Annotated in this window: 15 protein-coding genes, 1 tRNA gene and 1 pseudogene; 4 read left to right on the top strand and 13 right to left on the bottom strand. The window is 41.5% G+C overall.

Annotation, left to right across the window (positions count from 1 at the left end; translation table 11 throughout):
• Positions 1-225 precede the first annotated feature (225 nt).
• The 12 genes from CGSMWGV1500E_RS03170 to CGSMWGV1500E_RS03225 all read right to left on the bottom strand — a co-directional run bounded on the left by CGSMWGV1500E_RS03170 (position 226) and on the right by CGSMWGV1500E_RS03225 (position 19,776).
• Positions 226-1,626: a glycoside hydrolase family 3 protein gene (locus tag CGSMWGV1500E_RS03170; protein WP_004127991.1), complete on the bottom strand. Its 1,401-nt coding sequence runs from the start codon at positions 1,624-1,626 to the stop codon at positions 226-228.
• Positions 1,627-1,675: 49 nt separating this feature from the next.
• Positions 1,676-3,397 (bottom strand): VWA domain-containing protein, encoded by a 1,722-nt coding sequence (locus tag CGSMWGV1500E_RS03175; protein WP_004127988.1) that lies wholly within the window; start codon positions 3,395-3,397, stop codon positions 1,676-1,678.
• 82 nt (positions 3,398-3,479) lie between these two features.
• Complete coding sequence (gene pulA / locus CGSMWGV1500E_RS03180; protein WP_004127984.1) at positions 3,480-9,152, bottom strand: type I pullulanase; 5,673 nt, start codon at positions 9,150-9,152, stop codon at positions 3,480-3,482.
• A gap of 252 nt (positions 9,153-9,404) precedes the next feature.
• Positions 9,405-11,078, bottom strand: coding sequence for an alpha-amylase (locus CGSMWGV1500E_RS03185; RefSeq protein WP_004127981.1), 1,674 nt, complete (start codon positions 11,076-11,078; stop codon positions 9,405-9,407).
• 145 nt (positions 11,079-11,223) lie between these two features.
• A tRNA-Leu gene (locus CGSMWGV1500E_RS03190) sits at positions 11,224-11,297 on the bottom strand.
• Positions 11,298-11,554: 257 nt separating this feature from the next.
• Complete coding sequence (gene pyk / locus CGSMWGV1500E_RS03195) at positions 11,555-12,994, bottom strand: pyruvate kinase (protein ID WP_004127978.1); 1,440 nt, start codon at positions 12,992-12,994, stop codon at positions 11,555-11,557.
• 150 nt (positions 12,995-13,144) lie between these two features.
• Entirely contained in the window at positions 13,145-15,259 is a 2,115-nt protein-coding gene (gene uvrB / locus CGSMWGV1500E_RS03200; protein ID WP_004127975.1) for an excinuclease ABC subunit UvrB, read from the bottom strand.
• 28 nt (positions 15,260-15,287) lie between these two features.
• A complete protein-coding gene (coaE, locus tag CGSMWGV1500E_RS03205) occupies positions 15,288-15,977 on the bottom strand; it encodes a dephospho-CoA kinase (RefSeq protein WP_004127970.1) in 690 nt (229 codons plus the stop codon).
• Between the two features lie 69 nt (positions 15,978-16,046).
• Entirely contained in the window at positions 16,047-16,550 is a 504-nt protein-coding gene (locus CGSMWGV1500E_RS03210; protein WP_004127965.1) for a TM2 domain-containing protein, read from the bottom strand.
• A 152-nt stretch (positions 16,551-16,702) separates the two neighbouring features.
• Positions 16,703-17,032 (bottom strand): TM2 domain-containing protein, encoded by a 330-nt coding sequence (locus CGSMWGV1500E_RS03215; RefSeq protein ID WP_004127962.1) that lies wholly within the window; start codon positions 17,030-17,032, stop codon positions 16,703-16,705.
• Between the two features lie 221 nt (positions 17,033-17,253).
• Positions 17,254-18,756, bottom strand: coding sequence for a 30S ribosomal protein S1 (gene rpsA / locus CGSMWGV1500E_RS03220; RefSeq protein ID WP_004127959.1), 1,503 nt, complete (start codon positions 18,754-18,756; stop codon positions 17,254-17,256).
• Between the two features lie 138 nt (positions 18,757-18,894).
• Positions 18,895-19,776, bottom strand: a complete 882-nt coding sequence (locus tag CGSMWGV1500E_RS03225; protein WP_004127956.1) for a bifunctional methylenetetrahydrofolate dehydrogenase/methenyltetrahydrofolate cyclohydrolase — start codon at positions 19,774-19,776, stop codon at positions 18,895-18,897.
• Positions 19,777-19,898: 122 nt separating this feature from the next.
• Between CGSMWGV1500E_RS03225 and CGSMWGV1500E_RS03230 the strand changes: the two are divergent.
• Positions 19,899-20,950: pseudogene (locus CGSMWGV1500E_RS03230) on the top strand (metal ABC transporter solute-binding protein, Zn/Mn family).
• Positions 20,951-21,099: 149 nt separating this feature from the next.
• Here CGSMWGV1500E_RS03230 and CGSMWGV1500E_RS03235 read toward each other — a convergent pair.
• Positions 21,100-21,696, bottom strand: coding sequence for a CarD family transcriptional regulator (locus CGSMWGV1500E_RS03235; protein WP_004127948.1), 597 nt, complete (start codon positions 21,694-21,696; stop codon positions 21,100-21,102).
• Between the two features lie 135 nt (positions 21,697-21,831).
• Here CGSMWGV1500E_RS03235 and glgB point away from each other — a divergent pair, with 135 nt between their 5' ends.
• From glgB to CGSMWGV1500E_RS03250, 3 genes are all read left to right on the top strand, one after another.
• Entirely contained in the window at positions 21,832-24,105 is a 2,274-nt protein-coding gene (glgB, locus tag CGSMWGV1500E_RS03240) for a 1,4-alpha-glucan branching protein GlgB (RefSeq protein WP_004127946.1), read from the top strand.
• Between the two features lie 17 nt (positions 24,106-24,122).
• Positions 24,123-24,875, top strand: a complete 753-nt coding sequence (locus CGSMWGV1500E_RS03245; RefSeq protein ID WP_004127943.1) for a response regulator transcription factor — start codon at positions 24,123-24,125, stop codon at positions 24,873-24,875.
• Between the two features lie 91 nt (positions 24,876-24,966).
• Positions 24,967-26,076, top strand: a complete 1,110-nt coding sequence (locus CGSMWGV1500E_RS03250) for a sensor histidine kinase (protein WP_004127940.1) — start codon at positions 24,967-24,969, stop codon at positions 26,074-26,076.
• Positions 26,077-26,145 lie beyond the last annotated feature (69 nt).

Raw genomic sequence — 26,145 nt, 5'->3', positions numbered from 1 at the left:
CATAGATTCAGCATTCATGTTCATGTTACGCATGATGACTGCCTCCTAAACTCATTAACTACTTGTGGTTCAATGCACAAACCTCAACCGAAATATTCGATATTCGTTTGTGTTGAAATGATGCTAACACTATGAAAGTACAAATGCAAACACAACACGCGCACAAACTGAAAATATTATTAAAATTATTATTAAAAATATTAGTGCTTATTAGTATTTTGTTTACTATTTATAAAGTTTTTGATATTTAGCAATCTGCAATTTTACAGCAATAATTCGTTTTACAGAATCATCAATTCTAGACTCAGGAATTTCTCCTCTACGAACGGCATTAACAACAGAATAGTAAGCTTGGCGCAAATTTGCAGGAGAAAGTAGCATATCAAGACCTGCTTTAATTCCAGTAATTGCAGCGCTTGAAGGAGCATAACGTAAAGATATTGCTCCCATTCCTAAAGAATCAGAAATAAGAATACCGTTATAGCCAAGCTTTTTACGAGCTAAACCTGTAACAATCTTTTCCGACATACTAGCTGGAGTATCATCTCCCGTAATCTTCGGATACGACACATGACTAACCATAATGAACTTAACGCCAGTATCTACCGCATCTTTGAATGGAACTAAATCTACTTTTCTTAGCAAAAATGGAGTTTGATTCGAAACAGTAGTACCTTTGTGAGAATCTTCAAAAGTTGAGCCATGACCAGGAAAATGCTTATACGTAGCAAAAACATGATTTTCTTGCAAACCATCCGTAAACGCGTCAGTCATATGAGCCACAAGCTTTGGGTTAGAACCGAATGAGCGCTTTTTCATAAGATTATTATCCGGATTAGTTAGAACATCTGCAACAGGCGCAAAATCAACATTAAAGCCAAAATCATGGAGATATTTACCAATATATGCTCCCGCTTTATAAGCTTTACGCATTTTCTTAGTAACACCAATATCTCTCATATTAGGCGAAGTATTCACTCCCATTTGAGGATTAGAACTAACTCTTGCAACAGTCCCACCCTCTTCATCAACGCTAACAATCGCAGGCAATAATACACGAGCATTACTTATTTCTTGCAATTTAGAAATCATACTTTTAGTCTGTTCAGGACTTTGAATATTTTCTCTCGTGTACATTATTCCGCCAACAGGCAAGGAGTTAAAAGCCTGCTGCATTTGTGCACCAGAAGAAGTCACAGTCCAGTTTATGCCAACTAATTCCTCAGGTTTTACAACAAACATTTGCGCAACTTTGTCTTCAAGAGACATTTTTGAAATCACGCTTCTAACTTCTGCACTATTGGGATCAATTCCTCTACGAGCCAGTTTTTTATGAGCTTTAATTAAAGACTCTCGCTTTTCTGCTTCTATTGCTAACTCTTTAGGACTCTTAACAGCAGTTCTATTAGAATGGTCGAAGAATTGCGAGCGCATAACATATACTGCAGCACACATAGACACTGCTATTAAAGCAAGCGCAATAATAATCACAAAAATAGAAGCGAAATGATTTCTAGACGCGACTGATTTTGCACGTTGATTATGCAACGCACCCCTATATTGTACTGCACGACCAGTTACAGTATGTGGCCCACTTTGCAATTTACGCGGCTGCTGCTTGCGCATAAGCTTTCCCCTAATTCACTAATAATAAAAATACTATTGAAATTATTTATTAGTATTTATTCACTTCGCACACGTAGCCTGTTTTACCGCTAAACGTTTTGCGCAATGTAGGATTTGTAAATAGGTTGTCACGCTGATCGTTCCAAGACCATTCGTCATTTAATCTCCAAAGCATAAGATAAAACTCAGGTTCACCATCTTTATCATTTCGGCTTGGCTCACCCGGTAACCAGTTTTGATACTTTACTTTTTCACCAGTAACCCAGTGCGCATACACGTCACCATTTTCGCGCTGAGAAGTGTAACCGCCAATCCAAACATACTTGATGCCTTCCTTCTTAGCCATATTTATAACCTTAGTTTCCTTACGCTTGTCTGTAAGAGTTACTAAGTAACCGCCATCTTGCATGCATGCACTATTAGCTTCTGTCCAAGTTACGTCTCCCTTATGAAGAACAAAACGAGAACTACCCTTCTTGTAAGTCTTCTTCTTGACTGGCTTAAATGCTAAATCATCACCAATGCCACCAGACTTATGGTTCTTCGAATCTGCAAGCAAAGCAGAAACTACACGATTAACATAAGGATTTGTTGAGGAATCAGAATCGTACTCGAGGCAATAAACATTATCTTGATTAACTCTAATTCTATTCATTACATCTTTCATATCTGAAATAGAATTAATATCCCAGAAGTAGCCGTTTGTTTCGTTTGCAATATTCTGCAATACGTTAGAATCAGCATCACTTGTACCAATCAAATAAACTGGTATTCCCTTTTCTTTTGCTAGAGCAATAACCTCATCCGCAGTATGAGTGCTTTCATTATCCAAACCGTCTGTAAAAGCAATAACACAGTTAAAACCTGGATGGTTTGAAGCATTAGTAACACCAGCGTATAGAGCATCGTACAAGGCCGTCATGCCGTAAGGCGTCATATTATCGATACCTGTAAGAAGTCGATCTTTATCGCTCGTGTATGTTGCCATATACATGAGGTAGCTATCGAAAGATATAAGCTCTCCTTTATCACCAACCTTATAGTTGAGATTGCGAACAAAATCACTCATTGTTTTCTTCATAGTGTCGATTGAAGAATCCATTGAGCCGGATTTATCAAGAAGAATCTCGTAATTAACACCTTGATTGTCTTTAATTCTCTCAACCTTGTGAATAAGGCGTTCTACTTCTTTGCCACCACCAATTTTCTCGCGAATTGCAGCAGTTGGAGAGTCAATCTCAAGGGCTTTTCCACTGCTATCTGTAAGAGAAAAGTACAATTTAACGTGCGGATATTGAGAAACGTCGGAATTAACAATTTTTAGCGTATAATCTTCATACTTGTGTGATTGAGTAAGCTCACTGCGAAGCTTTGAATAAGGAATTTGACTCGGGTGAATAAAATCCCAAATTAAGCATCCAAAAATGCACGAAAGAATAAAAGATATAACTATTGTAATAGCAAGAATTATGTTTCTTTTATTCTTTAATTCCTCATTTGAAAAAACATCAAATACAGAAAATACGCTGCCTCCGCGTGAAGACGCAGGAATAGCTGATGCCGTATAAGTGGCTGATGCTGCAGAATTATACGGCTCAGCTTTGTAAGCTTGATTCATGTTATTACGAATACTTTGCTGATTCTGCGAGCTTTGCTGATTCTGCGCATTGTTCTGCTGATCATTTTCTGCAGAAGCATTAACAGCTGCTCCACAACGAGAACAGAACCGTGCATTATCCTTAACTAATGCTCCACAGTTGATGCAAAACATACGTTCTTCTTTCTCACATTATCACGCAAGTACTTACATAATAAGATTAAGCTTAATCTACTTTTTGATTCTATACCTTCTTTTATATATTCTTAGCTCGATTTATTTTAATGAAGAATGCACCAGCCACAACCAACAATATTGCACAAATAAATGCGATCTGAATTATGCTGCTGCCAGTAGAACTTAATTCTTGCGATTTTTTAACAATATCGTTATTTACAACGGTTATGTCTGTCCATGCAAGTTGATTACCTTTCTCGTCAACCAAAACAACCGTATGCTTTCCGGTGTATCCAGCTGGGAACTGAGCGTCGAATTGAGGCTTGCCATTAACCATGCGAACAGTCACAAACTTTGAACCATCAGCACCCTTAAGCAAGCGTGGAGATGAGTAAATGTACGCGTAAGCATAAACTACTCCATCACGCTGCAAACGCTCGGTGAACTCGCTGTTTACAACATTAATTCTCACACTGTTAACAACACCTGCAGTTGCAACGTTATTGTTACCAACGCTAAGAGTTCCCTTTAATTCTGGATTAAGCTGCTGGACTGTTTCCGGAGCTTGAGGCACAGGAGTTGATTCTGCAGGCTTAGCTGGAGCAGTTTGTTCAGACTTAGCTGGCGCAGGATGCTCAGCTGGAGTTTCATTCTTAGACTGATCTGGCTTAGCTGGAGCAGGCTTAGTCTGACCTGGCTTAGATGGAGTCTCATGCTCAGATGGATTGTGCTGAGGCGTTGGTGAAGGAGACGGAGCAGGAGCAGGCGTCACTTGACCAGGCGTTTGCTCATGTCCAGGTGCCGGAGCTGGCGCTGGATGAGGACCAGTACCAGGAGTCACAGTACCAGGAGTTTGTTCATGCCCATGCGTAGATGGATCTGGATTCTGCGTACCAGGCTGCGTACCAGGCTGCGTACCAGGCTTAGATTCATCCTTCACAAGCACAGCAGTCGAAAGAGCAGCAACCTTGTATGTTCCGTCAGCTGAAACATTAGCCTCTTGAGCAACTTCATTAACTTTGCCATCAGCAACAAGAGCAGAATACTTTCCTGCTGGAATCTTTACTTGAGTTTCAGCATTATTAGCATTGAACACAACAACGTATTGCTTATCTGCATCTTTAAGCGTATAAGCAATTACACCATCAGTAGTGCCATCAATCATCTTCATGTTCTTGTTAATTGTTGCATAATCAAAATCACGAAGAGATTTAATACTCTTGCGTAGCTTCAACAATCCCTTGAAATAGTTCACAGAATCAGACTTTTCTGTTGCGCGATTCCAATCAAGAGCATTGTCTTTATCTCCAGAATTGTAGCTATTTTCGTTACCGTTCTTAGTTCGCAAGAATTCCTGACCAAGTTGAATAAACGGCATGCCGCGCGAAAGCAAAATCATTGAATTTGCAAGCTTTACTCGCCTCAATCGTACGTCTTCAGTGTCGTTAGGAGCAGAGACCTTTAGCTTATCATACAACGACAAGTTATCGTGAGCTTCAACATACTGAACAATTTGACCTGCATCAGCAAAGTGCGTTTCAGCATTACCATTCCAGCACTTAACAGTACTACTCGTGCCAAATTGGCAACCAAGCAAATTATGCTCAAGCAAAGCCTTAACACCTTTATCTGTATTGCCATTGACAAAACCAGTACCCTCAGTATCAAACACAGAACCTTTTACAGAATCGCGGAATGAATCATTAAAGAACGCTACTCCTGGAATCTTATAAGCATTAGGTTGAATAGTAGACTCGCTCTTAGGAAGCAGTTTATTCATATCCCAGCCTTCACCAAGCACAATAATTGAAGGATCAATCTTATTAAGCTCAGCACGCACTTCTTGCATAGTCTTCAGGTCAATTAAGCCCATCAAATCAAATCGGAAGCCGTCGAGGTTGTAATGCGTAGCCCAATACTTCACAGAATCCAAAATATACTTGCGCATCATTTGACGTTCAGAGGCAGTATCGTTACCGCATCCAGAATTACCATTCAAAGCGCCATCCTTATAGCGGAAGTAGTATCCAGGAACAGTCTTGTTAAACGAATGATTTTGCACGTCATAAACATGGTTGTAAACCACGTCCATAATTACACGCAAACCAGCCTTATGAAGGCCAGCAATCATTTGCTTAGCTTCCTTAACCCTTGTTGTTGGAGTTGCAGGATCAGTAGAGTAAGATCCTTCAGGAACATTGTAGTTTTGCGGATCATAACCCCAGTTTTGAGCGCCTTGCTTTCCGTAACTCAAGTCACCAGTTTCATTAACTGAAGCAAAATCATACATTGGCATGATTTGCACGTGAGTGACACCAAGCGACTTCAAATAATCAAAGCCAGAAACATTATGCTTATCTGTGGTCTTAGTGCCTGCTTCTATTACTCCAAGATACTTACCGCGATGAGCATCGCTAATACCAGAGTTTGGATTGATTGAGAAGTCACGAACATCCATTTCTGCAATTGTTGCGTCACTTGGATTCGTAAAGCTTGGCATACGATTTCCAGCATTGCCAGCGTCTTTATCTGCTAATACAACAGAACGTTCACCGTTTACTACTGCAGCTTTCGCATAAGGATCAGCAGAAACATTCACTGTGCCATCAGCAAAATGAACTTCATATGCGTAAGCTGTACCAGCCTGATCTCCATCAAGCTTTGCAGACCACACACCATGATCTTCTGCTTTCATAGCAATTTCTTTAGACTTTTCTGCTTTTTCAGCAGTCGACCGATAAGTAATCAACTTTACTTCAGTTGCTGTTGGAGCCCAAAGCTTAAAAGTAGTTGAAGAAGCAGAATGCACAGCGCCCAAGTCATTGCCATTGTACGCGTATTTCTTATCGAATTCATCGGTACGAATTACGCTAGCACCAGTTTTTGAAGAAGCGGAAAGCTTAATACCTGTAGCTAATCCCTTAATACTCAACTCATATTTATGCTTAATATTAAGTTCTTCTTTGGTCTCAATAGTAATATCTGGACCCTTAGCTTTAGCAGAAGCAATTTCAACTTTCTTGCTAGGATTTTCACTAGTATCCAAAAGTGTTACGTTGGAAGTCGTTACAGACGACACATCACCAGATACTTTTACAGCTAACTTCTTTAAGCCAGTAATATCCGCAGACATCACGTGAGCTGTAAGTTGTGGCATCGTAGCGTTTAAGTATACTGTCATGTCATCTTGCATTAACCAGACTTCAGCACTACCCTTGCTTGGATCACTTGCATCTAGCTTAATAGCATTGTTTGGAATACTGCGATCGCTAGGATCTTGTTTTTCCCAATCGCTATTTGGCGTAGATTTTCTAACTTTGAAACCAACACTGTCAATACCACCATCATTCTTAGCAGTAAAGGTTGCAACTTTGCCGTAATCGTCATGCGAAGTGAAGTAACGAGCAGTACCACCAGTTCCGTCGTTCCAAGTCCACATGTTCCAGCCTTCATAATCGCCAGCATTCCTGCGATAATGAACTGTTACCTTTAACTCTTTTGGCTTCTTCTTAAGATTGTCTGGAGCAGTAAACTGCGTAGTATCCGTTCCGCCTGTTACCCAAGCTTCAGCAAGGCCACTTGCACAGTTTTCAATAGCGCGATCGCCACCATCTTTACCCCACTCTTTTGTAGTAGTAATAAAGGAAAGTGACTTGTTTTCAAAAGCTCCATCAACTGTAGTTTCAAAAACTTTGCCGAAAGAATCAGAGCCAGTAAACTGATGCCAGACTCCATGAAGCTCTTTACCATCCTTGTCTTTACCCCACAAATAAACGCCGATATTGCGATCATCGCCCGCTTTTGGCTTATAGTGGATTCGAACAGTAGTCTTTGGCTCATATTTTACTGGGCAAGGATTTACTCCAACACTACCCTTGTGATCTTGAGCTACATATGAATCAGTATGAGCTGGAATCTTAAAGTTATTATTCTCTCCCTCGTGATACCAGTAGTTTTCACCATCATTAAACACTGCTTCATAAGCTTTACCATTGGTTTTAATCGTATGCTTATACCAACCATCGCAAGCCTTTTGCATCTCTTCGCCATGACCTGACGTCCAGCTTGAGCCTATGCCGTAATGAACATATACTTTCTTATCCTTAAACTTTTCGTCTGGCTTAAAGTAAATAGTTGTTTTAGGATCTTCTGGCATACCTGCATCAGGCTTTTCTTCACCATATTGAGGATCAGACGGGTCTGTAGCAGCGCCAGCTGGATGCTTGGATTTTGTGGCATTAACATGCAATGCTACTGCTTCGCGAGCGCCAATTTTCGCATTAACTACACCATTTTCAACTTTAACAGTCTTAGAGCAGTCTCCTGCAGCATAAACGTTGCAATACTCACCATTTGGCAAATCAGTCTTGTAAGAAACTTCTTTTTCGTCAAGAGAATTGTTGATTGCTAAGAAGCCTTTGCCTTCACGGCTAAATGCAACATTATTGTCGCCATCATCCTGCCAATTCGTAACCTTCGCGCCTTGAACAGCATTATAGAATCCAATCATTCCACGAATCGAAGTCCAACGCTGAGTGCACTGCCACTTTGAATCTTTGCCGCAAGATACATCTGGAACAGACGTATCAGATGCACCAGGCGCGCCCTCATCATGAGTGTCAAACTTGTATCCGGAATACACGTTTGGAGTGCCGTATGGCCATGCGAGCATGAATGCATTTGCTAAAGCGTAACGACGGCCATCTTTATATGTGAGCACACTGTTACCGCGCTCAGTATCCCAGTTCGTAACGAAAATCGAAGCTTTATCACTTTGAACCATTCCGTCTTGAATTTTGTTCAGAGGCTTATCTGATTTAATAAGAGAGCCTTTGAAGTTTTGCTTAAGCTGGTAAGAGTAGCCAAACTCGTTAACTTCGCCTTCATTCAAATGTGCAGCAGGCTTAATTTGTGCAGCTTCTGAAGGGTTTCCAATAGTTTCCTGCATCCACCAAATGTCATTAATCTTTTTGCTGTCGTCAACGCCTTCATTGTATTGCTTTATGGCAGAAGCTTTAATAGCTCTCATATCTTCTGGCGAAATATGTTTAACAGCGTCCACACGGAAACCAGCAACGCCAAGTTTCAACAAATCTGCAAAGTACTTGCCTAACACTTGCTGAACATGCGGCTTAGAAGTATCCAAATCAAGCAAACCAACAAGTCTGTGAGTCCAAACTTCTTCAGCATTCGTGTAATCTTTAATATTTTCAGTGCTCTTATGGAAATCATCCTTAGTGTATCCAGCGTCTGTGAAGGACTGATTAGACGCATCATATTTACTTCCTCCAACACCAACAGTATCTTTATTATCAGCGCCAGTCATGTGATTAATCACAGCATCAGCAATGATTCCAACACCTACCGCATTGCAAGTAGTAATCATCTGCTTAAACTCAGCTTCAGTACCAAGTTTAGAATTTAATTTATAGCTCACAGGCTGGTAAGAAGTCCACCAAGCTTTACCTTTAATATGATCTTGCGGCGGAGAAACCTGAACATACTTCACACCCTCAGGGACGTAAGTTTTAGTGCATTCTTGAGCAATACTCTTCCAATTTTGCTGAAACGCAGTAACAATAACACCCTTACTTTTAAGAGTTACATTAGTAGAAGTTTCTTTGCTATTGGTAGACCCCCCCCCGCTAGTAACAGCGCTTGCACTGCCTGCAACAGCAAATCCTGTCACAAGCATTGAAAGAGCGGCAACAATAGAAATAATCTTCGATGCAAGATGTCGATGACGAGTCATCAGTATCCTTTCCTCCATTGGTATCAGCAATATTCTTCTTTGGCTTGCCGATAGCAACAACACATAAAACGAGGGCAGTACAACAATGTATCTACCCTCGTCTCATATGCGTTATATGCATTGCTTAGTATAACATAAATTGACAACATTGCAATAATTATATTTAAACTGCAAAAATGTCATACGCTATACAGGTTTATTTATACTTTTCTATTTGTAACAATTTATTTATCACTTCACAATTTAACTTATTTATTTAGCTCCATTATCTTTAGCTACATCCTTTACACGCTTCCTAAATCTAACTGCAAGAGCCACAACCAAAGCTATAAAAATAGCAACAAATACCAGAAGTATTTTATTAATTGCAGAATTGCTACCAAAGTGCTTTACAGCATTAACATGCAATGCCACTGCAGAATGAGAAGGAATTGTAGTTTCAACTTTCCCACCGCTAACAGTTACAGTCTTTTCGCAATTCTTTGATGCATAGACATTGCAATACTCGCCATCCGGCAAATCAGTATTGTAGTTAACATCATTTTGCTTATCGTCATTATTAATAGCGAAGAAACCCTTATTTGTGCGACTAAAAGCAATATTATTACTTTCGTCATCCTGCCACTTAGTTACTTTCGTGCCTTTAACAGCATTATAGAAGCCAATCATGCCTCGAATTGAAGTCCAGCGTTGAGTGCACTGCCACTTTGAATCCTTACCACAGCTTGCATCTGGCACAGACGTTTCAGTTGCACCAGGAGCACCAACATCCCGCGCACTAAACTTGTATCCAGAGTAAATATTTGGCGTACCATACGGGTAAGCAAGCATAAAAGCATTCGCAAGCTCATATAATTTGCCATCTTTATAAGTAAGAACACTTGTGGCATTATCTCGCTCAGTATCCCAATTCGTAACAAAAATAGCAGCACTCTTATTAGGAATAAGACCATCTGTAATATGCTTCAAATTGTCAATTGAACCATAAAAATAATTTCGCAAACGATACGAATACTCAAACTCGTCTACTTCACCAGTTCCAACATATTTATTTGGCTGATTTTCTTTCGCACCATTACTGTCCCCAATCGTTTCCTGCATCCACCAAATGTGTTCAGGCTTAATTCCACTCGCCTCTGCTGCAGCTTTTTTAATAGCTTGCATCTCGTTTGGCGCAATATGCTTTACAGCGTCCACGCGGAAGCCAGCTACACCCATTTTTAGCAATTTTGCAAAATAGTTACCAAGAGTTTTTTGCACATGCGGCTTAGAAGTATCCAAATCAAGCAAACCAACTAAACGATAATTCCAAACTACTTGAGCATCACTATACGTGTAAATATCTCTATCTATTTGATGGAAATCATCTTTTGTGTAACCAGCATCAGGATAGCTCTGATTTGCAGCATCATATTTACTGCCACCAACACCAATAGTGTCTTTATTATCAGCGCCTGTTGTGTGGTTAATTACAGCGTCAACAATAATTCCAACCTTCGCAGCTTTACACGTAGTAATCATATTCTTAAACTCATCTTCAGTGCCAAGTTTGGAATTTAGATTGTAACTAACAGGCTGGTAAGAAGTCCACCACGCTTTTCCTTTAATATGATCCTCCGGAGGAGACACCTGAACATACTTAACACCTTCAGGACCATACGTTTCTTTGCACTCCTTGGCAATACTCCTCCAGTTTTGCTGAAAAGCTGTAACAATAACGCCCTTTTGTGGAAGGCTGTTTGTTGATTTAGTTGAAGCAAATGCCGAAGAGTTTGGAACAATGGTAAACACACACATTAATATTGTTGCTACAGCAGCGAATGACGCAAATACAAACATTAATTTATGCTTGTAATTATTGATTAATTCGCTAGCATAATTACTTTTTTTACGCTTACCTACTTGCAATTTTGCACTGCGGATCATCTTTGTTCCTTTCACATCACGTACAGCACATTCATTGTTTTATTGTGCGAAAATGCTTTTATTATTATACGCTTTACTGTTTATGTCTGAATATTAAAACGAAATAAAAAAACGTCACTCAGCAAGCTAAGTGACGTTGTGCACGTGCCCCCGGTGAGACTCGAACTCACACTGCACAGATTTTGAGGCTGTTTCCTCTACCAATTGGGATACAGGGGCATCTTCAATTTTTCGCAATTTTTTGCGACTTGTCGACTATAGCACACTTTAAGCTGCATGCAAATAGTTAAGGCGTTTTGCGCGTGTCGCAATATTGAATATTTGCGATTAAATACAAGCAATGCGCGCAACCTACAGATAGGAAGCGCGCATTACAAGTCACAACTTATACGTTACACGTTATACGTCCTACACATGCGCAAGTAAATAATTAAAAAATTAAATCATACTAAACGCATGTGCAAAACCGCGTAATATTAGTCGCAAGCACCAACTGTGTGAACGTAGATGGAGTCAGTACGACCAGCCTGACGCTCACCCTGAGCAGTGCTCAAGATAACAATCTGGTCACCATCTGAAACCTTACCAGCCTCACGAAGAACCTTGTCGGTGAAAATCATCAAATCGTGACGATTCATATCGTGATAATCTTCACTAATCAAGAATCCTTCAGTACCCCAGCTCAAAGCCAACCAGTGATAAGTGTGCTCATTGTTGGTCAATCCGTAGATTGGAGCAGTTGGACGTTCGCGGGAAATACGATGAACCGTACGACCAGTCTGAGTGTAGGCAACAATAGCCTTAGCGTTAAGCTTATCTGCCAAATCAACAGCTGCAGAGGAAACTGCGCCGGTGCTAGACATATCAAGCTCAACTGCAGGAATGCGATCATAGCCATTCTCGGTAGCATACTGAGAAATGCGAGACATAGTCTTTACAGTAACATCTGGATACTTACCAACAGCAGTTTCGTTAGAAGTCATTGTTGCGTCAGCACCATCGAGAACAGCGTTAGCACAATCGGAAGCTTCTGCACGAGTTGGTACTGGAGAGTTAACCATTGTGCCAAGAACTTCGGTAGCAACGATAACTGGCTTTGCATAACGGCGAGAAAGCTCAATGCAGCGCTTGGTAACAAGTGGAACCTCTTCAAGAGGCATTTCCACAGCCATATCACCACGAGCAACCATAATGCCATCGAAGGTCTTAACAATCTCTTCCAAGTTTTCAACAGCCTGTGGCTTTTCAATCTTGGCGACGATTGGAATACGACGACCTTCTTCGTCCATGATTTCGTGAGCGCGATCAATATCGGTAGCAAAACGCACGAAGGACATAGCAATAATGTCAGCGCCAGTGCGAATAGCCCAACGAAGATCAGACTCATCTTTTTCGGTCAAAGCTGGAAGAGAAACTGCAACGCCTGGAAGGTTAATGCCCTTGTGGCTGGAAACTGGGCCAGCAACAATAACCTTAGTGTGAACGTCGTTGCCTTCAACCTTAGTTACCTCAAGACGAACCTTACCATCATCAATAAGAATTGGGTCGCCTGCATGGCAATCTCCTGGCAAGCCCTTGAAGGTTGTGGAAGTGCGATGCTCGTCTCCTTCAACATCATCAGTAGTAATGATGAACTCCTGGCCTTCTTCCAAATAAACCTTATCTTCACCATCAGCGTTCTTCTTGAACCAACCACAGCGAATCTTTGGACCCTGCAAATCAACAAGAGCAGCAACATTGCGGCCAGTGGACTTGGAAGCTGCACGAACATTGTTGTAAACGCGCAAATGATCTTCAGGAGTGCCGTGAGAACGGTTCAAACGAGCAACATCCATACCAGCTTCAACAAGCTTGGTAATACCTTCCAACGATTCTGTAGCTGGACCAATGGTATCAACAATTTTGGCTTTACGCATAATGCCTACCTATTTCCTTTGTTTATTTTTAAATGGGAAAATACCCACTTTCCGAGTAATAGTGTACCAGCAAATTGTGACCTATAGGCAAAACTCGCGCCTATTTATTCATTAAAATTAACCACGACTAGCTGCGCTCACTCATTACCCTTACTTATTAGCCTCATCCATTTGCCGCAACTCTTTCTTTAAATCGCGTATTTCGTCGCGCAAACGAGCAGCCAACTCGAATTGCAACTGCTGCGCAGCAACATGCATTTGCTCGCTCAAATTTTTAATCAGCGACATAATATCGTCTTGTGGCAACGCAGAAACATTTGCCATACGCTTTTCTTTGCTTTGCTGCCCAAGATTTGGCTCTTTTGGCACGCCATAATGCGAGTTCCCAGCCTTATTAGCATTCCTGTAACCGCCTGCTAGCAAAGTTTGCGTATCAACATCTTCTTTAGCAAGCATGTCGTTCACGTCACTAATCTTCTTTCGCAAAGGCTTAGGATCAATTCCATGAGCCTTGTTATACGCGATTTGCTTTTCGCGACGGCGTTCTGTCTCGCTAATCGCCTTGCTCATAGCATCAGTAACAGTATCCGCATACATAAGAACAGTTCCAGAAACGTTACGAGCAGCACGACCAATCGTCTGAATAAGCGAGCGGTAAGATCTTAAGAAACCTTCCTTATCTGCATCCAAAATCGCAACAAGCGAGACTTCCGGCAAATCCAAACCCTCACGAAGCAAATTAATGCCAACAATCACATCAATTTTGCCTTCGCGAAGCTCGCGCAAAAGCTCCACTCTGCGCAAAGTATCAACATCTGAATGCAAGTACTCAACTTTAATTCCAAGCTCCAAAAAGTACTCGGTTAAGTCTTCCGCCATTTTCTTCGTAAGAGTAGTAACAAGCACACGCTCATCTTTTGCCACTCGCTCCTTGATTTCCGCAAGCAAATCGTCAACCTGACCTTCCACAGGTCGAACCTCAATCTTAGGGTCAAGCAAACCAGTTGGGCGAATAATCTGCTCAACTACGCCGTCAGAAAGCCCCAACTCATAATCTCCAGGCGTTGCAGAAAGATACACAGTTTGACCAACATGCTCCAAAAATTCTTTCCACTTTAACGGGCGATTATCCATTGCAGAAGGCAGCCTAAAGCCATGCTCCACAAGCGTTCTTTTGCGCGAAGCATCACCCTCATACATGGCTCCGATTTGCGGCACTGTTACATGCGACTCGTCTAAAACTAGCAAAAAGTCGTCTGGGAAAAAGTCAAGCAGCGTATGCGGAGGCGTGCCTGCATCGCGTCCGTCAAAATGCCTAGAATAATTTTCCACTCCTGGGCACACACCAACCTGACGCAGCATCTCCAGATCATATGTAGTTCGCATTTCTAAACGCTGAGCTTCCAGCAATTTGTTCTGCTTTTTAAGTTGTGCAACGCGTTCGTCACGCTCTTTTTCAATAGCCTCTAGCGCGCGTTCCATGCGCTCTGGCCCTGCAATGTAGTGAGATGCTGGGAAAATATGAACGCTACTCTCCTGGCGAATCACTTCTCCTGTAAGAGGATGCAACATTGTAATTCTGTCGATTTCGTCACCAAATAACTCAATTCGCACAGCTAATTCTTCGTACACTGGAATAATCTCAACAGTGTCTCCGCGCACTCTAAAAGTTCCACGCGTAAAAGCAATATCGTTGCGCTTATATTGCATGCTCACAAACTGGCGAAGAAGCGTATCTCGCTCAAGCTGCTGGCCAACGTTTAGCATAAGCATTCTCTCTGCATACTCCTCTGGAGTACCAAGTCCATAAATGCAAGAAACAGTAGCCACAACAACGCAATCGCGTCTAGTAAGCAAATTCGCTGTAGCAGCATGACGAAGCCGCTCAACATCGTCGTTAATATTGGAATCTTTTTCAATATACGTGTCTGTTTGCGGAATGTACGCTTCTGGCTGATAGTAATCGTAGTAAGACACAAAATAGCTCACGGCATTATCTGGCATAAGCTCACGAAACTCCGCGCAAAGCTGAGCCGCTAAAGTTTTATTCGGCTCAATAATAAGAGTAGGACGCTGCAAACGCTCAATAAGCCAAGCAGTTGTAGCAGTTTTACCAGTTCCCGTAGCACCCATTAAAACAACGTCATTTTCGCCGTTTTCAATGCGATTCGCCAACGCTTCTATTGCTTGCGGCTGATCACCCGAAGGCTTGTACGGAGCTTTTACAACAAACGGCTTGTTTGTGCGCTGAATTTTATTCGACATAATCTTTTACTTCCCCAATTTTGCCATTTCAGCGCTTTGATTGTTTATTGTTTATTTCTTGCAGCCATGTTTTCAGCATATTGTCAACACTTTTAAGCATAGATTCCATCGGTTTCGTTGAATCTACAACAAAATCTGCCATAGCTTTTCGAGCTTTACTTGGAAGCTGACTATTTATGCGCGCTAAAGCTTGTCTCTCCGTCATATTTCGCTCGCTTATCATTCGCTTAACGCGAATTTCTTTAGGCGCTTCAATAGTAATAATATGGTCAAAACTGAATGGAATGCTGTCAATTACTTGCGCAAGAAGTGGAATATCGTGCACAATAACCGAGCTTATACTGCTTATTTCATTGCGATTTTCTTTAGAAATTTTACTAGAATATTCGATTTTATATTCGCTTTCTAAAGTCTTTGCACAATCATAAATAGCAGGATGAATTACATCCTCAAGCTTACTTAACGCTTGCTTACGTTCATCGTCATCTCCAAAAATATGCTCTGCAATAAACGCACGATTTAAAGAACCGTCTTCCAAAACGGCATTTTCCCCAAAAATTCCTACGATTCGCTGCAATACTGCACTTCCTGGTTCCACCACTTTACGCGCTAAAACATCGTAATCTATAACAAAAGCGCCAAGCGAATGCAAATGGTTTACTACTGTAGATTTTCCGGCAGCAATTCCGCCCGTTATCGCAATACGCATTATTGTCATATATAAATTATAAGTAATGCCCCAGTAAATAATTACCGGGGCATTATATGCTAAATAGTAATTGTAAAATTAGTCTTGAAGTTCAGCACCATCGGCATCCTTATGCCACTTAGAACCAGGCTGAGAGCAAAGAATGCAAATTCCTTCAATAAATGCCCAAATTCCAGAAACAAAAGCCAGCAAGCCGAAAGAAAGAATAGAAATAAGAAGCTGGGCAATAGCCTTGCCTTTAAAACCAAGATAGAAATTGTGCACACCCAAAGCGCCCAAGAAAATCGCTAACAGGCCTGCAGCAATCTTGTTACGAGAGCTTCTGTATGTGTTTGATGAATAATTATTAGACCCATAGTTAGAGTAGGAAGACGCTTGATTGTACTGAGGAGCAGACTGAGAGTACTGACCATACTGTGGCTGAGCATTGTACTGAGGCTGAGCACCATACTGGGATTGGTCGTTATATTGTGGCTGAGCCTGGTTGTACTGCTGAGACAGATCATTGTACTGTGGCTGTCCGTACTGTGGCTGTCCGTCAGAGCCGGCGTAATCTCCAGTTTGATTATCTAAATCACTCACAATAATTACACTTTCTCTCGTAAGAAATTTATTTTCTTAAAAACTATATAATAAAAAATTAATAAATAAAAGCGTTATTACTAAAGATATTAAAAGATGCCCAGATAATCACTCACCAGGGCATCTTATTTATTAACAATAATTATAAAACACTAATCCTTTAACTCAGCACCATCAGCATCTTTGTGCCACTTAGTTCCAGGCTTTGAGCAAAGAATCAAAATACCCTCAACCAATGCCCATATTGCTGTAATGATCAACAGAAAACCAAAGGAAAGAACAGAAATAAGCAGCTGTGCAATCGCCTTGCCTTTAAAACCAAGATAGAAATTGTGAATACCTAATGTGCCTAAGAAAATCGCTAGCAAACCTGCAACAATTTTATTGCGCGAGCTTACTAAAGTTGCTTTAGCGTTCTCCTCACTATTCCCATCGTACGAAGGGGACTGAGCATTTTTCTGATTGTTGTCAAACGTGCTCATAATCTTCACCAATCCTTTTAATAATTATGATTAATGCTTAAAAGCATCATATAATCATGATTCTTAAAAGAAAATTAATTGTACCTATATTTAATTACAAAACTTGAGTCACAAAAATACTCGCAAAACATACTCAAAATAGTAGTAAAACATAAACAAAATTGCCCCGATGATCACTCACCAGGGCAATTGTTAATAAGCTTCTAGTAGAAAGTAGAAAACTACTTCTTTTCGCTCAAAAGCTGTTCGCGCAAAGCTGCGAGCTGATCGGAATCAGCTAAAGCACCTTCGTTAGAAGCCTCAGAAGAATAGTTGGAAGCAACTTCTTCCTTCTTCTCTTCCTTAGTTGGCTTCTTTTCAGCTTCTTCGCTCTGGCCGTCAGCGGCAGCAGATTCAGCTGCAGCTGCGAGTTCCTTAGCAGCGAATGCCTTGTGTTCTTCCCAAAGCTCGTGAGCTGCAGCATACTGAGCTTCCCACTCTTCGCGCTGCTGCTCGTATCCAGCCATCCACTCATTAGTGTTTGGATCGAAGCCTTCTGGGTACTTGTAGTTACCTTCAGCATCATATTCAGCTGGCATGCCGTAGAGAGCTGGATCGAAATCTTCAGAATTTGGATCGACAGCTTCAGTAGCTTGCTTCAAGGAGAGGGAGATACGACGACGATCAAGATCAACGTCGATAACCTTCACGAATACTTCTTCGTTAGCCTTAACAACAGTTTCTGGGTTCTCTACGTGACGGTTTGCAAGCTCAGAAATGTGAACCAAGCCCTCAATACCATCTTCAACGGAGATGAACACACCGAACTGAACGATCTTGGTAACCTTGCCCTTAACAACCTGTCCAGGAACATGGGTGCGAGCGAAGCGCTGCCATGGATCTTCCTGAGTTGCCTTAAGGGAAAGGGAAATACGTTCGCGATCGAGATCAACGTCGAGAACTTCAACGGTAACCTTATCGCCAACCTTAACAACCTCAGATGGGTGATCGATGTGCTTCCAAGAAAGCTCAGACACGTGAATGAGGCCGTCAACGCCGCCGAGGTCAACAAATGCGCCGAAGTTTACGATAGAAGACACAACGCCTTCGCGAATCTGACCCTTCTTAAGCTGCGAGAGGAAGGTCTCGCGAACTTCGGACTGGGTTTCCTCAAGGAACTGACGACGAGAAAGCACAACGTTGTTGCGGTTCTTATCGAGCTCAAGAATCTTAGCCTTAATCTTCTGGCCAATGTATGGGGAAAGATCGCGAACGCGACGCATTTCAACGAGGGAAGCTGGCAAGAAGCCACGAAGACCGATGTCTACAATCAAGCCGCCCTTAACAGCTTCAATAACTGTACCTTCAACGATGCCGTCTGCATCCTTAATCTTCTCGATGTCACCCCAAGCACGCTCATACTGTGCACGCTTCTTGGAGAGAATAAGACGTCCTTCCTTGTCTTCCTTAGTAACAACAAGGGCTTCAATGGTGTCGCCAACTTCAACGACATCATCTGGATCAACGTCTTTCTTGATGGAAAGTTCACGGGAAGGAATTACACCTTCAGTCTTGTAGCCGATATCCAACAATACTTCGTCGTGATCAATCTTTACGACGGTACCTTCAACTAAATCACCATCATCAAAATTCTTGATGGTTGAATCGACTGCCTTGATGAAGTCTTCTTCGGTGCCAATATCATTAATCGCAACCTTGGCGACTTCGTTATTATTCTCTGCCATTATTTATTAGTGGTTTCTTCTTGGGGTGGATATTACTCGATATTTAGTTATAGTTATGCGCGATACTACGCACACAAAGAGCTAGTTTATAGGCAGGCCTAGCCAAAATTGCCGTTTTAGTCCGGGAGTGTCGAAATATTAATTTTGAAGCTTTCTTTCAGCCATATCAACAACATTCGCAAGAAGCATAGCGCGTGTCATAGGGCCTACTCCACCAGGATTTGGAGAATATGCTCCAGCAATCTCACGGCAAGCAACATCCACATCGCCTTTTATACGATATCTTCCCGCTTCCTCATCAAATATGCGAGATACGCCAACGTCAACTAGAACTGCACCAGGTTTAATATCTTCTGGCTTAACAAAACCAGCACAGCCCATTGCAGCAATAATAACGTCAGATCCACGCATAATTTCCTGCAAATTTTTAGTATGAGTGTGGCATAGTGTAACAGTTGCATCTACTCCCCTGCGCGTAAGAAGCAGACCGATTGTTCGCCCAACCGTGATTCCTCGACCGAGAACACAAACGTTTTTACCAGAAAGATTAATTCCATACTCGTCTAACAAAGCTAAAATTCCACGAGGAGTACACGGCAAAGGCGTTGTAATATCTCCAGAAATATGCATCACAAGCTCGCCTAGATTATAAGGATGCATTCCATCACAATCTTTTGCAGGGTCTATTGCCGCAATAATATTTTGAGAATCCACGCCCTTAGGAAGAGGCAATTGCACAATAAAACCTGTACAAAGCGGATCATTGTTCAATTGCTCAACTGCTTTAAGAATGTCATCTTCACTAGCATCTTCTGGCAAATCACATCTGATTGAACGAATCCCAACTTCTTCGCAATCTTTGTGTTTTCCAGCAACATACTTTAATGATCCAGGATCATTCCCAACAAGTAGAGTACCCAATCCCGGTTCAATACCATTTTTACGCAATAGCGCAACGCGTGCAGACAAATCTTCCTTAATTTTGCCAGCAAGTGCTTTACCATCAAGAACAATAACCATAAATATGCCTCCCAACTCGCACAATTCGTAAGGATAGGCTATCGTGAGGTATAGAAGTGTATTAGTCGACAAGCAAAACTAATGTGCGCCGACGCACTATTATCAAAGAAGGAGCCACAGTGATGCGTACCATTATTTGCGCGGCAAAAAAATTTGGCAAAACCGTTTCAACATGCCTTATTGCATCTGCAGTACTTCTTGGATTTTCGGCATGCGGTCAGCAGGTAGAAAAGCCAAAAGAAAACCTAAAGCAGCAACACAAATAACTGTTGTATCTACTGTAGATACTTGGGGCAGCTTGGCTAAAGAAATCGGCGGTAAAGACGTTAAAGTCGAATCGATAATGGCTGGTGCAAATACTGATATTTCATCTTTTAAGCCTAAACCAAAAGACTTGGAAAATATGCAGGATGCGCAAGTATTAATTACAAACGGCGCAGGATACGACGATTGGGCTTCTAAAGTGCATCCAAAAAAGGCTGAAACTATCAGTGCAGCTGCAACAGTTGGTGCATTAAATGGAGATAATCCGTACTTGTGGTTCTCTCACGATGCAAGAGAAGCTATGGCTTCATCAATGGCTGATACTTTCTCAAAGGTTCTTCCGGCTAAGAAGCATGATTTTGCTCAGCGACTATCTGAATGGCAAAATAGCGAAAAGAAATTAGCAAGTTCTATTAGTGATTTTGCTAAAAATCATAGTGATGCAAAATATGCTTCAACCTCGCCAATTCTGTTCTGGCTTATGGCAGACATGAACGTAAAGGATGCAGCTCCTAAGGAATATTCTGACGCTATAAGCAATAACACTGAACCACAACGTTCAAGTGTAGAAGAATTCCAAAAGCTCATTGAAGATCGTAAGATTGATGTTCTTATTAGTGATAGTCAGCAAGGCAATGATGTTCTTAATCTTCTAAATGGTATTGCTGGTAGAAGCTACACGTCGACAGTACGCGTAAGTGAGCTTATGCCTAAGTATGCCAATCAGCTAGATCAGTGGATTTTGAAAATTTGCGATGATCTTCAAAACTCTCTTAACGATACAAAAGATATGCGCAAGAATATTGATGATCAAGATTCACCAAAGAAACCTATTACTAAGAAGCCAACTATAGCCAAGAATACTGATCCTAAGAATTCAAATCAGGGTCAGCAAGATCCAGGCAAGTAAACAGTAACAAAGCTTCAATCGCTATAACAAAAAATCTCTTGCATCATATGGTGCAAGAGATTTTTTATTGCTGAAATCTAACAATTAATTTAATTTGTAAAACAGTTACATTATTAAATTAACTAAATTAACTAATTAAAAATTTAGACTTACTTCTTTTTTGCTTTTTTATTACGCTCTTCTAAAAGCAATAAAGTCTGAGATGCAGGCTCATCAGGCGCGCAAGTATGATGCTTATCATCACCTTCCTGGGGGTCTTTGTAGCCAAGATTTACATCAAGAAGACGCTCAGCTTCCAATTCATCAATCTTTTCAGACAAAGCAATTTCAGAAATTAGAATACTGCGAGCGCGTGAAAGCATACGCTTTTCGCCAGCAGACAGACCATGCTCGTCTACATCGCGTTGAGATAAATCACGCACAACTTCAGCAATATTGTTCACATCACCGGTGGCAATCTTCTCAACATTAAGCTTGTACCGCCTAGACCAATTCATTTCTTTTTCAATAATTGGAGTGCGCAAAATTTCAAAAACTTTTGCTACTTCTTGAGCCCCAACAATGTCACGTACGCCTACTTTTTTAACATTGTCTACTGGTACATTAATTTCCAAACCATCTGACGACAACACTACTAAGCGCAGATATTGACGAGTTACACCTTTTACAGTGCGCTCACTTATTTCTTCAACACGAGCTGCACCGTGACGAGGATAGACGACCATATCGCCGACTTGATATTCCAACAGAACCCTCCGTACGCACAGAAAAACTCATAACAGTTTCCCATAAGGGCAAGACTTGAAAAAACTTTCATAAATTTTTCACAATACTGCGAAACACACGCGACTTATAGCAATAAACCATGTATGATAGTCAACATGAGTACAGTTACTAACATCAATGAAGATGCAGTCGCAGTCCCAGTCCGTCAGGACGTATTAGCTGCGGTGAGCAATGCAGAGTATTACAATCCACATGAGGTTCTCGGCGGCCACCTTGGAACTGACAAAGGTGCTGACACTGTAACCGTCCGCGTTTTACGCCCAATGGCAAAGAAAGTAGTAATTCTCACCAAGAGCGGAGAATACGAAGCTAAGCATGAATATAATGGCATTTTTACCGCTGTTATTCCTGCAGTAAAGCATGCGAAAAGTAAAACTTGGTCTGTGCCAAGCTACCGCGTTCATACTGTAGAAATTGACGGCTCTGAATCAACAGACGATGACCCGTATCGCTATTTGCCTCAAGTTGGCGATCTTGATATGTACCTGTTCGGCGAAGGTCGTCATGAACGTCTTTGGGAAGCGTTAGGCGCGCATATTAAGACTATTACCGATTCTTGGGGTCTTGTTTCTCCTGAAACAGGTAAGATGGTAAAGAAAGTAACCGGCACTGCTTTTTCTGTTTGGGCGCCGAATGCTCGCGCAGTTCGAGTTGTTGGAAACTTTAATTACTGGAATGGCCGACGTCACGCAATGCGCTCCCTTGGATCTTCAGGAATTTGGGAACTTTTCATTCCAGGTGTTACAGCTGGCGAAGTATACAAGTATGAAATTCTTACGCAGTCTGGCAACTGGATTATGAAGGCCGATCCAATGGAACGCTCTCATGAAGTTCCACCAAATACTGGATCCATTGTTGTCGATTCTGAATTTAAGTGGCACGATACCGATTGGATGGATAAGCGTGCAAAAACTGATGCACACAATGGCCCAATAAGTATTTACGAAATACAAGCTAACAGTTGGAATCGCGATTTAGGTAATTATCGCGAGCTTGCTGACCACTTGGTTGACTACGTGCAAAAAGAAGGCTTTACTCACGTTGAGTTTATGCCTCTTACACAGTACCCATTCTCTGGATCTTGGGGCTACCAGGTTACAGGCTACTATGCTGTAGATTCTCGACTCGGCTCCCCTGATGACTTTAAGTACCTTGTAGATAAGCTTCACAAAGCAGGAATTGGTGTCATTATGGATTGGGTTCCTGCCCACTTCCCTAAGGATGACTTCGCTCTTGGTCGTTTCGACGGTACGGCACTTTATGAAGATCCTGATCCTATGCGAGGAGAACATCCTGATTGGGGTACTTATATCTTCAACTTTGGTCGCCACGAAGTTCGCAACTTCCTTGTTGCCAATGCTTGCTTCTGGTTGGATGAGTACCACGTTGACGCACTGCGCGTCGATGCAGTGTCTTCCATGCTTTACTTGGATTACAGTCGAGAAAATGGGCAGTGGAGACCAAATATTTACGGCGGTCGAGAAAACCTTGAAGCTATTGATTTCATTAAGGAAGCAAACGCTACTGCTTACAAGAATAATCCTGGCATCATGATGATTGCTGAGGAATCTACTGCTTATCAGGGAGTAACAGCACCAACCGATATGGGCGGCTTAGGCTTCGGCTTGAAGTGGAACATGGGTTGGATGCACGACACATTGCAATACCTTAAGGAAGAGCCAATTAATCGTCGCTGGCATCACAATGAGATTACCTTCTCTATGGTTTACGCGTATTCTGAACATTACGTGTTGCCATTAAGCCACGATGAAGTCGTATATGGCAAGGGTTCACTGCTTGGAAAGATGCCAGGAGATGAATGGCAACAGTTCGCAGGCTTGCGTGCTTTGCTTGCGTACCAGTGGTCTCACCCAGGCAAGAACTTGCTGTTTATGGGCGGTGAAATTGGACAGTCCAGCGAATGGAACTTCAATACTTCTCTTAACTGGAATGAATTGCAGTGGCCATTCCATCAAGGAGTGCAAAAGCTTGTTGCAGATTTGAACGCCTTGTATAAGAGTTCTAGAGCTTTCTGGAGTCAAGACTTTACTCCTGATGGTTTCCAGTGGCTTACAAGTGACGATTCCGACCACAACGCATTAAGCTACATGCGTATTGGCGATGACGGCGAAGAAATTGTTGTAGTAGTAAACTTCTCAGGTCAAGCTTGGCAAGACTACCAGGTTGCGTTGCCAAAGGGCGGCCAGTGGGAAGAGATACTCACAACCGATGACGCAAAGTATTGCGGTTCTGATATTCACAATGGCACATTTACTGCAGCTGCTGAAGAATATCATTCTCGCCCATACTCAGCAAGAATTACCGTTCCAGCGTTAGGTGCGGTATTCTTAAAGCCAGTACAACACTGAAAGGTTTATTAAAAAATATGCTAAATGCTCCATCGGTTAGCAACACGCTTCGTACCATTCTTGTGGTTGAAGATGAGCCAGATCTTGCTACAGCAATTGCACAACGCATTACTGCTCAAGGCTGGAGAGCTAGAGTTGCTGCTGATGGAGCATCTGCTGTTAGAGCGGCAGAACAGCTTAAACCTGATCTTATAATCATGGATATTATGCTTCCAATAATGGATGGCATTGAGGCTACGCGTAGGATTATTGCAAAAAGACCCGTCCCTATTCTTATGCTTACTGCTAGAGATGCAGAAGCAGATAAAATAGTCGGATTAAGCGCTGGCGCTGATGATTATATGACTAAGCCTTTTTCTCCTCGCGAATTAATTGCTCGTTGCGCAGCATTGCTTCGCCGAGTAGAAAGAGCTGCTCAAATAGCAAAAACCATGGAGAATGAGCGAACCCTTAATTTTGGAGCGCTTGTTATTAAACCTCGTCAACGCCAAGTAATGCTAAACGATGAGGAAGTGCATTTTACTCCTACTGAATTTGATTTACTTGCGACTTTTGCTAGACATCCACATAATGTTTTTAAGCGCGAAGAGCTACTAGAACAAGTATGGGATTGGCCAGATGCTTCCGGCACAAGAACTGTTGATTCTCACATTAAGTCACTTCGCCATAAGATTGGTTCAGAGTGGATTCGCACAGTTCACGGTATAGGTTACGCTTTTGAACCACCTATGAATGATTATGAGCAGGTACTTCAATCACAAGCTTCATAAAAATTACCCTAATTTAACACCACTTTTTACATAATTATTATGTAATTTTATATATAAATCATTAGTGCAAATCTAAAACTAATTAACTATTATGAAAAAACTTTTATTTAAGAAAAATACTTCTAACAAGGAAAAATCTAACAATATATCGAATCAAAATAAGCAAGAACACCGTTACCCAAATCGCCCAGTTGGATTTTTTTCATCTCTAAAAATTGAACTTTCTGCGATTATTGTGTTCGCAACTGCTATTGCATTCGTAATGGCATGGTTTTTGCTAAAAACAGGATTAAACGGATGGATTGCTATGCCATTAACACTGGTTGTTGCATTAGGAATCACTTACGTTTTTTCAAGAGGACTTACTGCTCCTCTTCGTCAAATGAAAGACGCTTCAGAAGCAATGGCAGACGGTGATTATTCCGTAAGAGTTGCTGTAGAAAATCGACGCGACGAAGTTGGTAAACTTACGCTTGCTTTTAACGAAATGGCCGAGGAACTTGAGCATGCTGATCAAATGAGACGCGAACTTATAGCAAACGTAAGCCATGAGTTGCGCACTCCAGTATCTGCTTTGCAAGCGATGCTTGAAAATCTTGCAGATGGGGTTGTTGAACCTACTGAGTCCAATATGGAAGCTATTTTGAACCAAACACACAGATTAGCGGATCTTATTGCTTTTCTTCTTGACCTATCTAGGGTTGAAGCAGGGGCTGAAAGCCTTAATATTACGTCATTTAATTTTGCGGATTTTATTGATGAAATTATTGAGCCTCTTGAAATAGCTGACGCTGGTCATAATCATGAAATTAGCATTCAGATTGAAAATGGTATTGAATTAACAGGAGACCAAGACCGTCTTTCACAATTGTTTACTAACGTTATTTCCAACGCGCTTAAACATTCAAACGACGGAACTCGTGTGTTAATTAGCGCTCATATTAATCATCTGCAGAATACTGTTGTAAGCAACGTAGTTAATTTTGGTAATCAAATTCCTGTAGAAGATCGAGCTGATATTTTCCGTAGATTTGTTAAGGGAAATAAAAGAATTGGTACTGAGTCTGGCGGAACTGGATTAGGTTTGTCAATTGCTCGTTGGGCAGCTGGACTACATAATGGCACTGTTAAGGTAGTAGATGACAAGCGCGGCCCTAATTTCGAAATAACACTTCCTCTAAACTACAATAAAGCGCAATAATTCAAAGAAATCAGCTATTTATAGTCTTCTGTGCCATCCCCAGAGCTACTAACGCATGCTAAGGAAAAT

Origin of the sequence: Gardnerella vaginalis 1500E (genome assembly GCF_000263595.1) — a bacterium.
In the GTDB taxonomy this organism is placed as follows: domain Bacteria; phylum Actinomycetota; class Actinomycetes; order Actinomycetales; family Bifidobacteriaceae; genus Bifidobacterium; species Bifidobacterium vaginale_E.
Note: the sequence above shows the minus strand (reverse complement) of the source record. Positions and strands in the feature narration are given on the sequence as shown.

Coding starts and splice junctions, on each gene's coding strand:
- CGSMWGV1500E_RS03185 (WP_004127981.1), bottom strand. CDS start 11,078: ATGATCCGCAGTGCAAAATTGCAAGTAGGTAAGCGTAAAAAAAGTAAT.
- CGSMWGV1500E_RS03175 (WP_004127988.1), bottom strand. CDS start 3,397: ATGTTTTGCATCAACTGTGGAGCATTAGTTAAGGATAATGCACGGTTC.
- uvrB (WP_004127975.1), bottom strand. CDS start 15,259: ATGTCGAATAAAATTCAGCGCACAAACAAGCCGTTTGTTGTAAAAGCT.
- rpsA (WP_004127959.1), bottom strand. CDS start 18,756: ATGGCAGAGAATAATAACGAAGTCGCCAAGGTTGCGATTAATGATATT.
- glgB (WP_004127946.1), top strand. CDS start 21,832: ATGAGTACAGTTACTAACATCAATGAAGATGCAGTCGCAGTCCCAGTC.
- CGSMWGV1500E_RS03225 (WP_004127956.1), bottom strand. CDS start 19,776: ATGGTTATTGTTCTTGATGGTAAAGCACTTGCTGGCAAAATTAAGGAA.
- coaE (WP_004127970.1), bottom strand. CDS start 15,977: ATGACAATAATGCGTATTGCGATAACGGGCGGAATTGCTGCCGGAAAA.
- CGSMWGV1500E_RS03170 (WP_004127991.1), bottom strand. CDS start 1,626: ATGCGCAAGCAGCAGCCGCGTAAATTGCAAAGTGGGCCACATACTGTA.
- CGSMWGV1500E_RS03245 (WP_004127943.1), top strand. CDS start 24,123: ATGCTAAATGCTCCATCGGTTAGCAACACGCTTCGTACCATTCTTGTG.
- pulA (WP_004127984.1), bottom strand. CDS start 9,152: ATGACTCGTCATCGACATCTTGCATCGAAGATTATTTCTATTGTTGCC.
- pyk (WP_004127978.1), bottom strand. CDS start 12,994: ATGCGTAAAGCCAAAATTGTTGATACCATTGGTCCAGCTACAGAATCG.
- CGSMWGV1500E_RS03250 (WP_004127940.1), top strand. CDS start 24,967: ATGAAAAAACTTTTATTTAAGAAAAATACTTCTAACAAGGAAAAATCT.
- CGSMWGV1500E_RS03215 (WP_004127962.1), bottom strand. CDS start 17,032: ATGAGCACGTTTGACAACAATCAGAAAAATGCTCAGTCCCCTTCGTAC.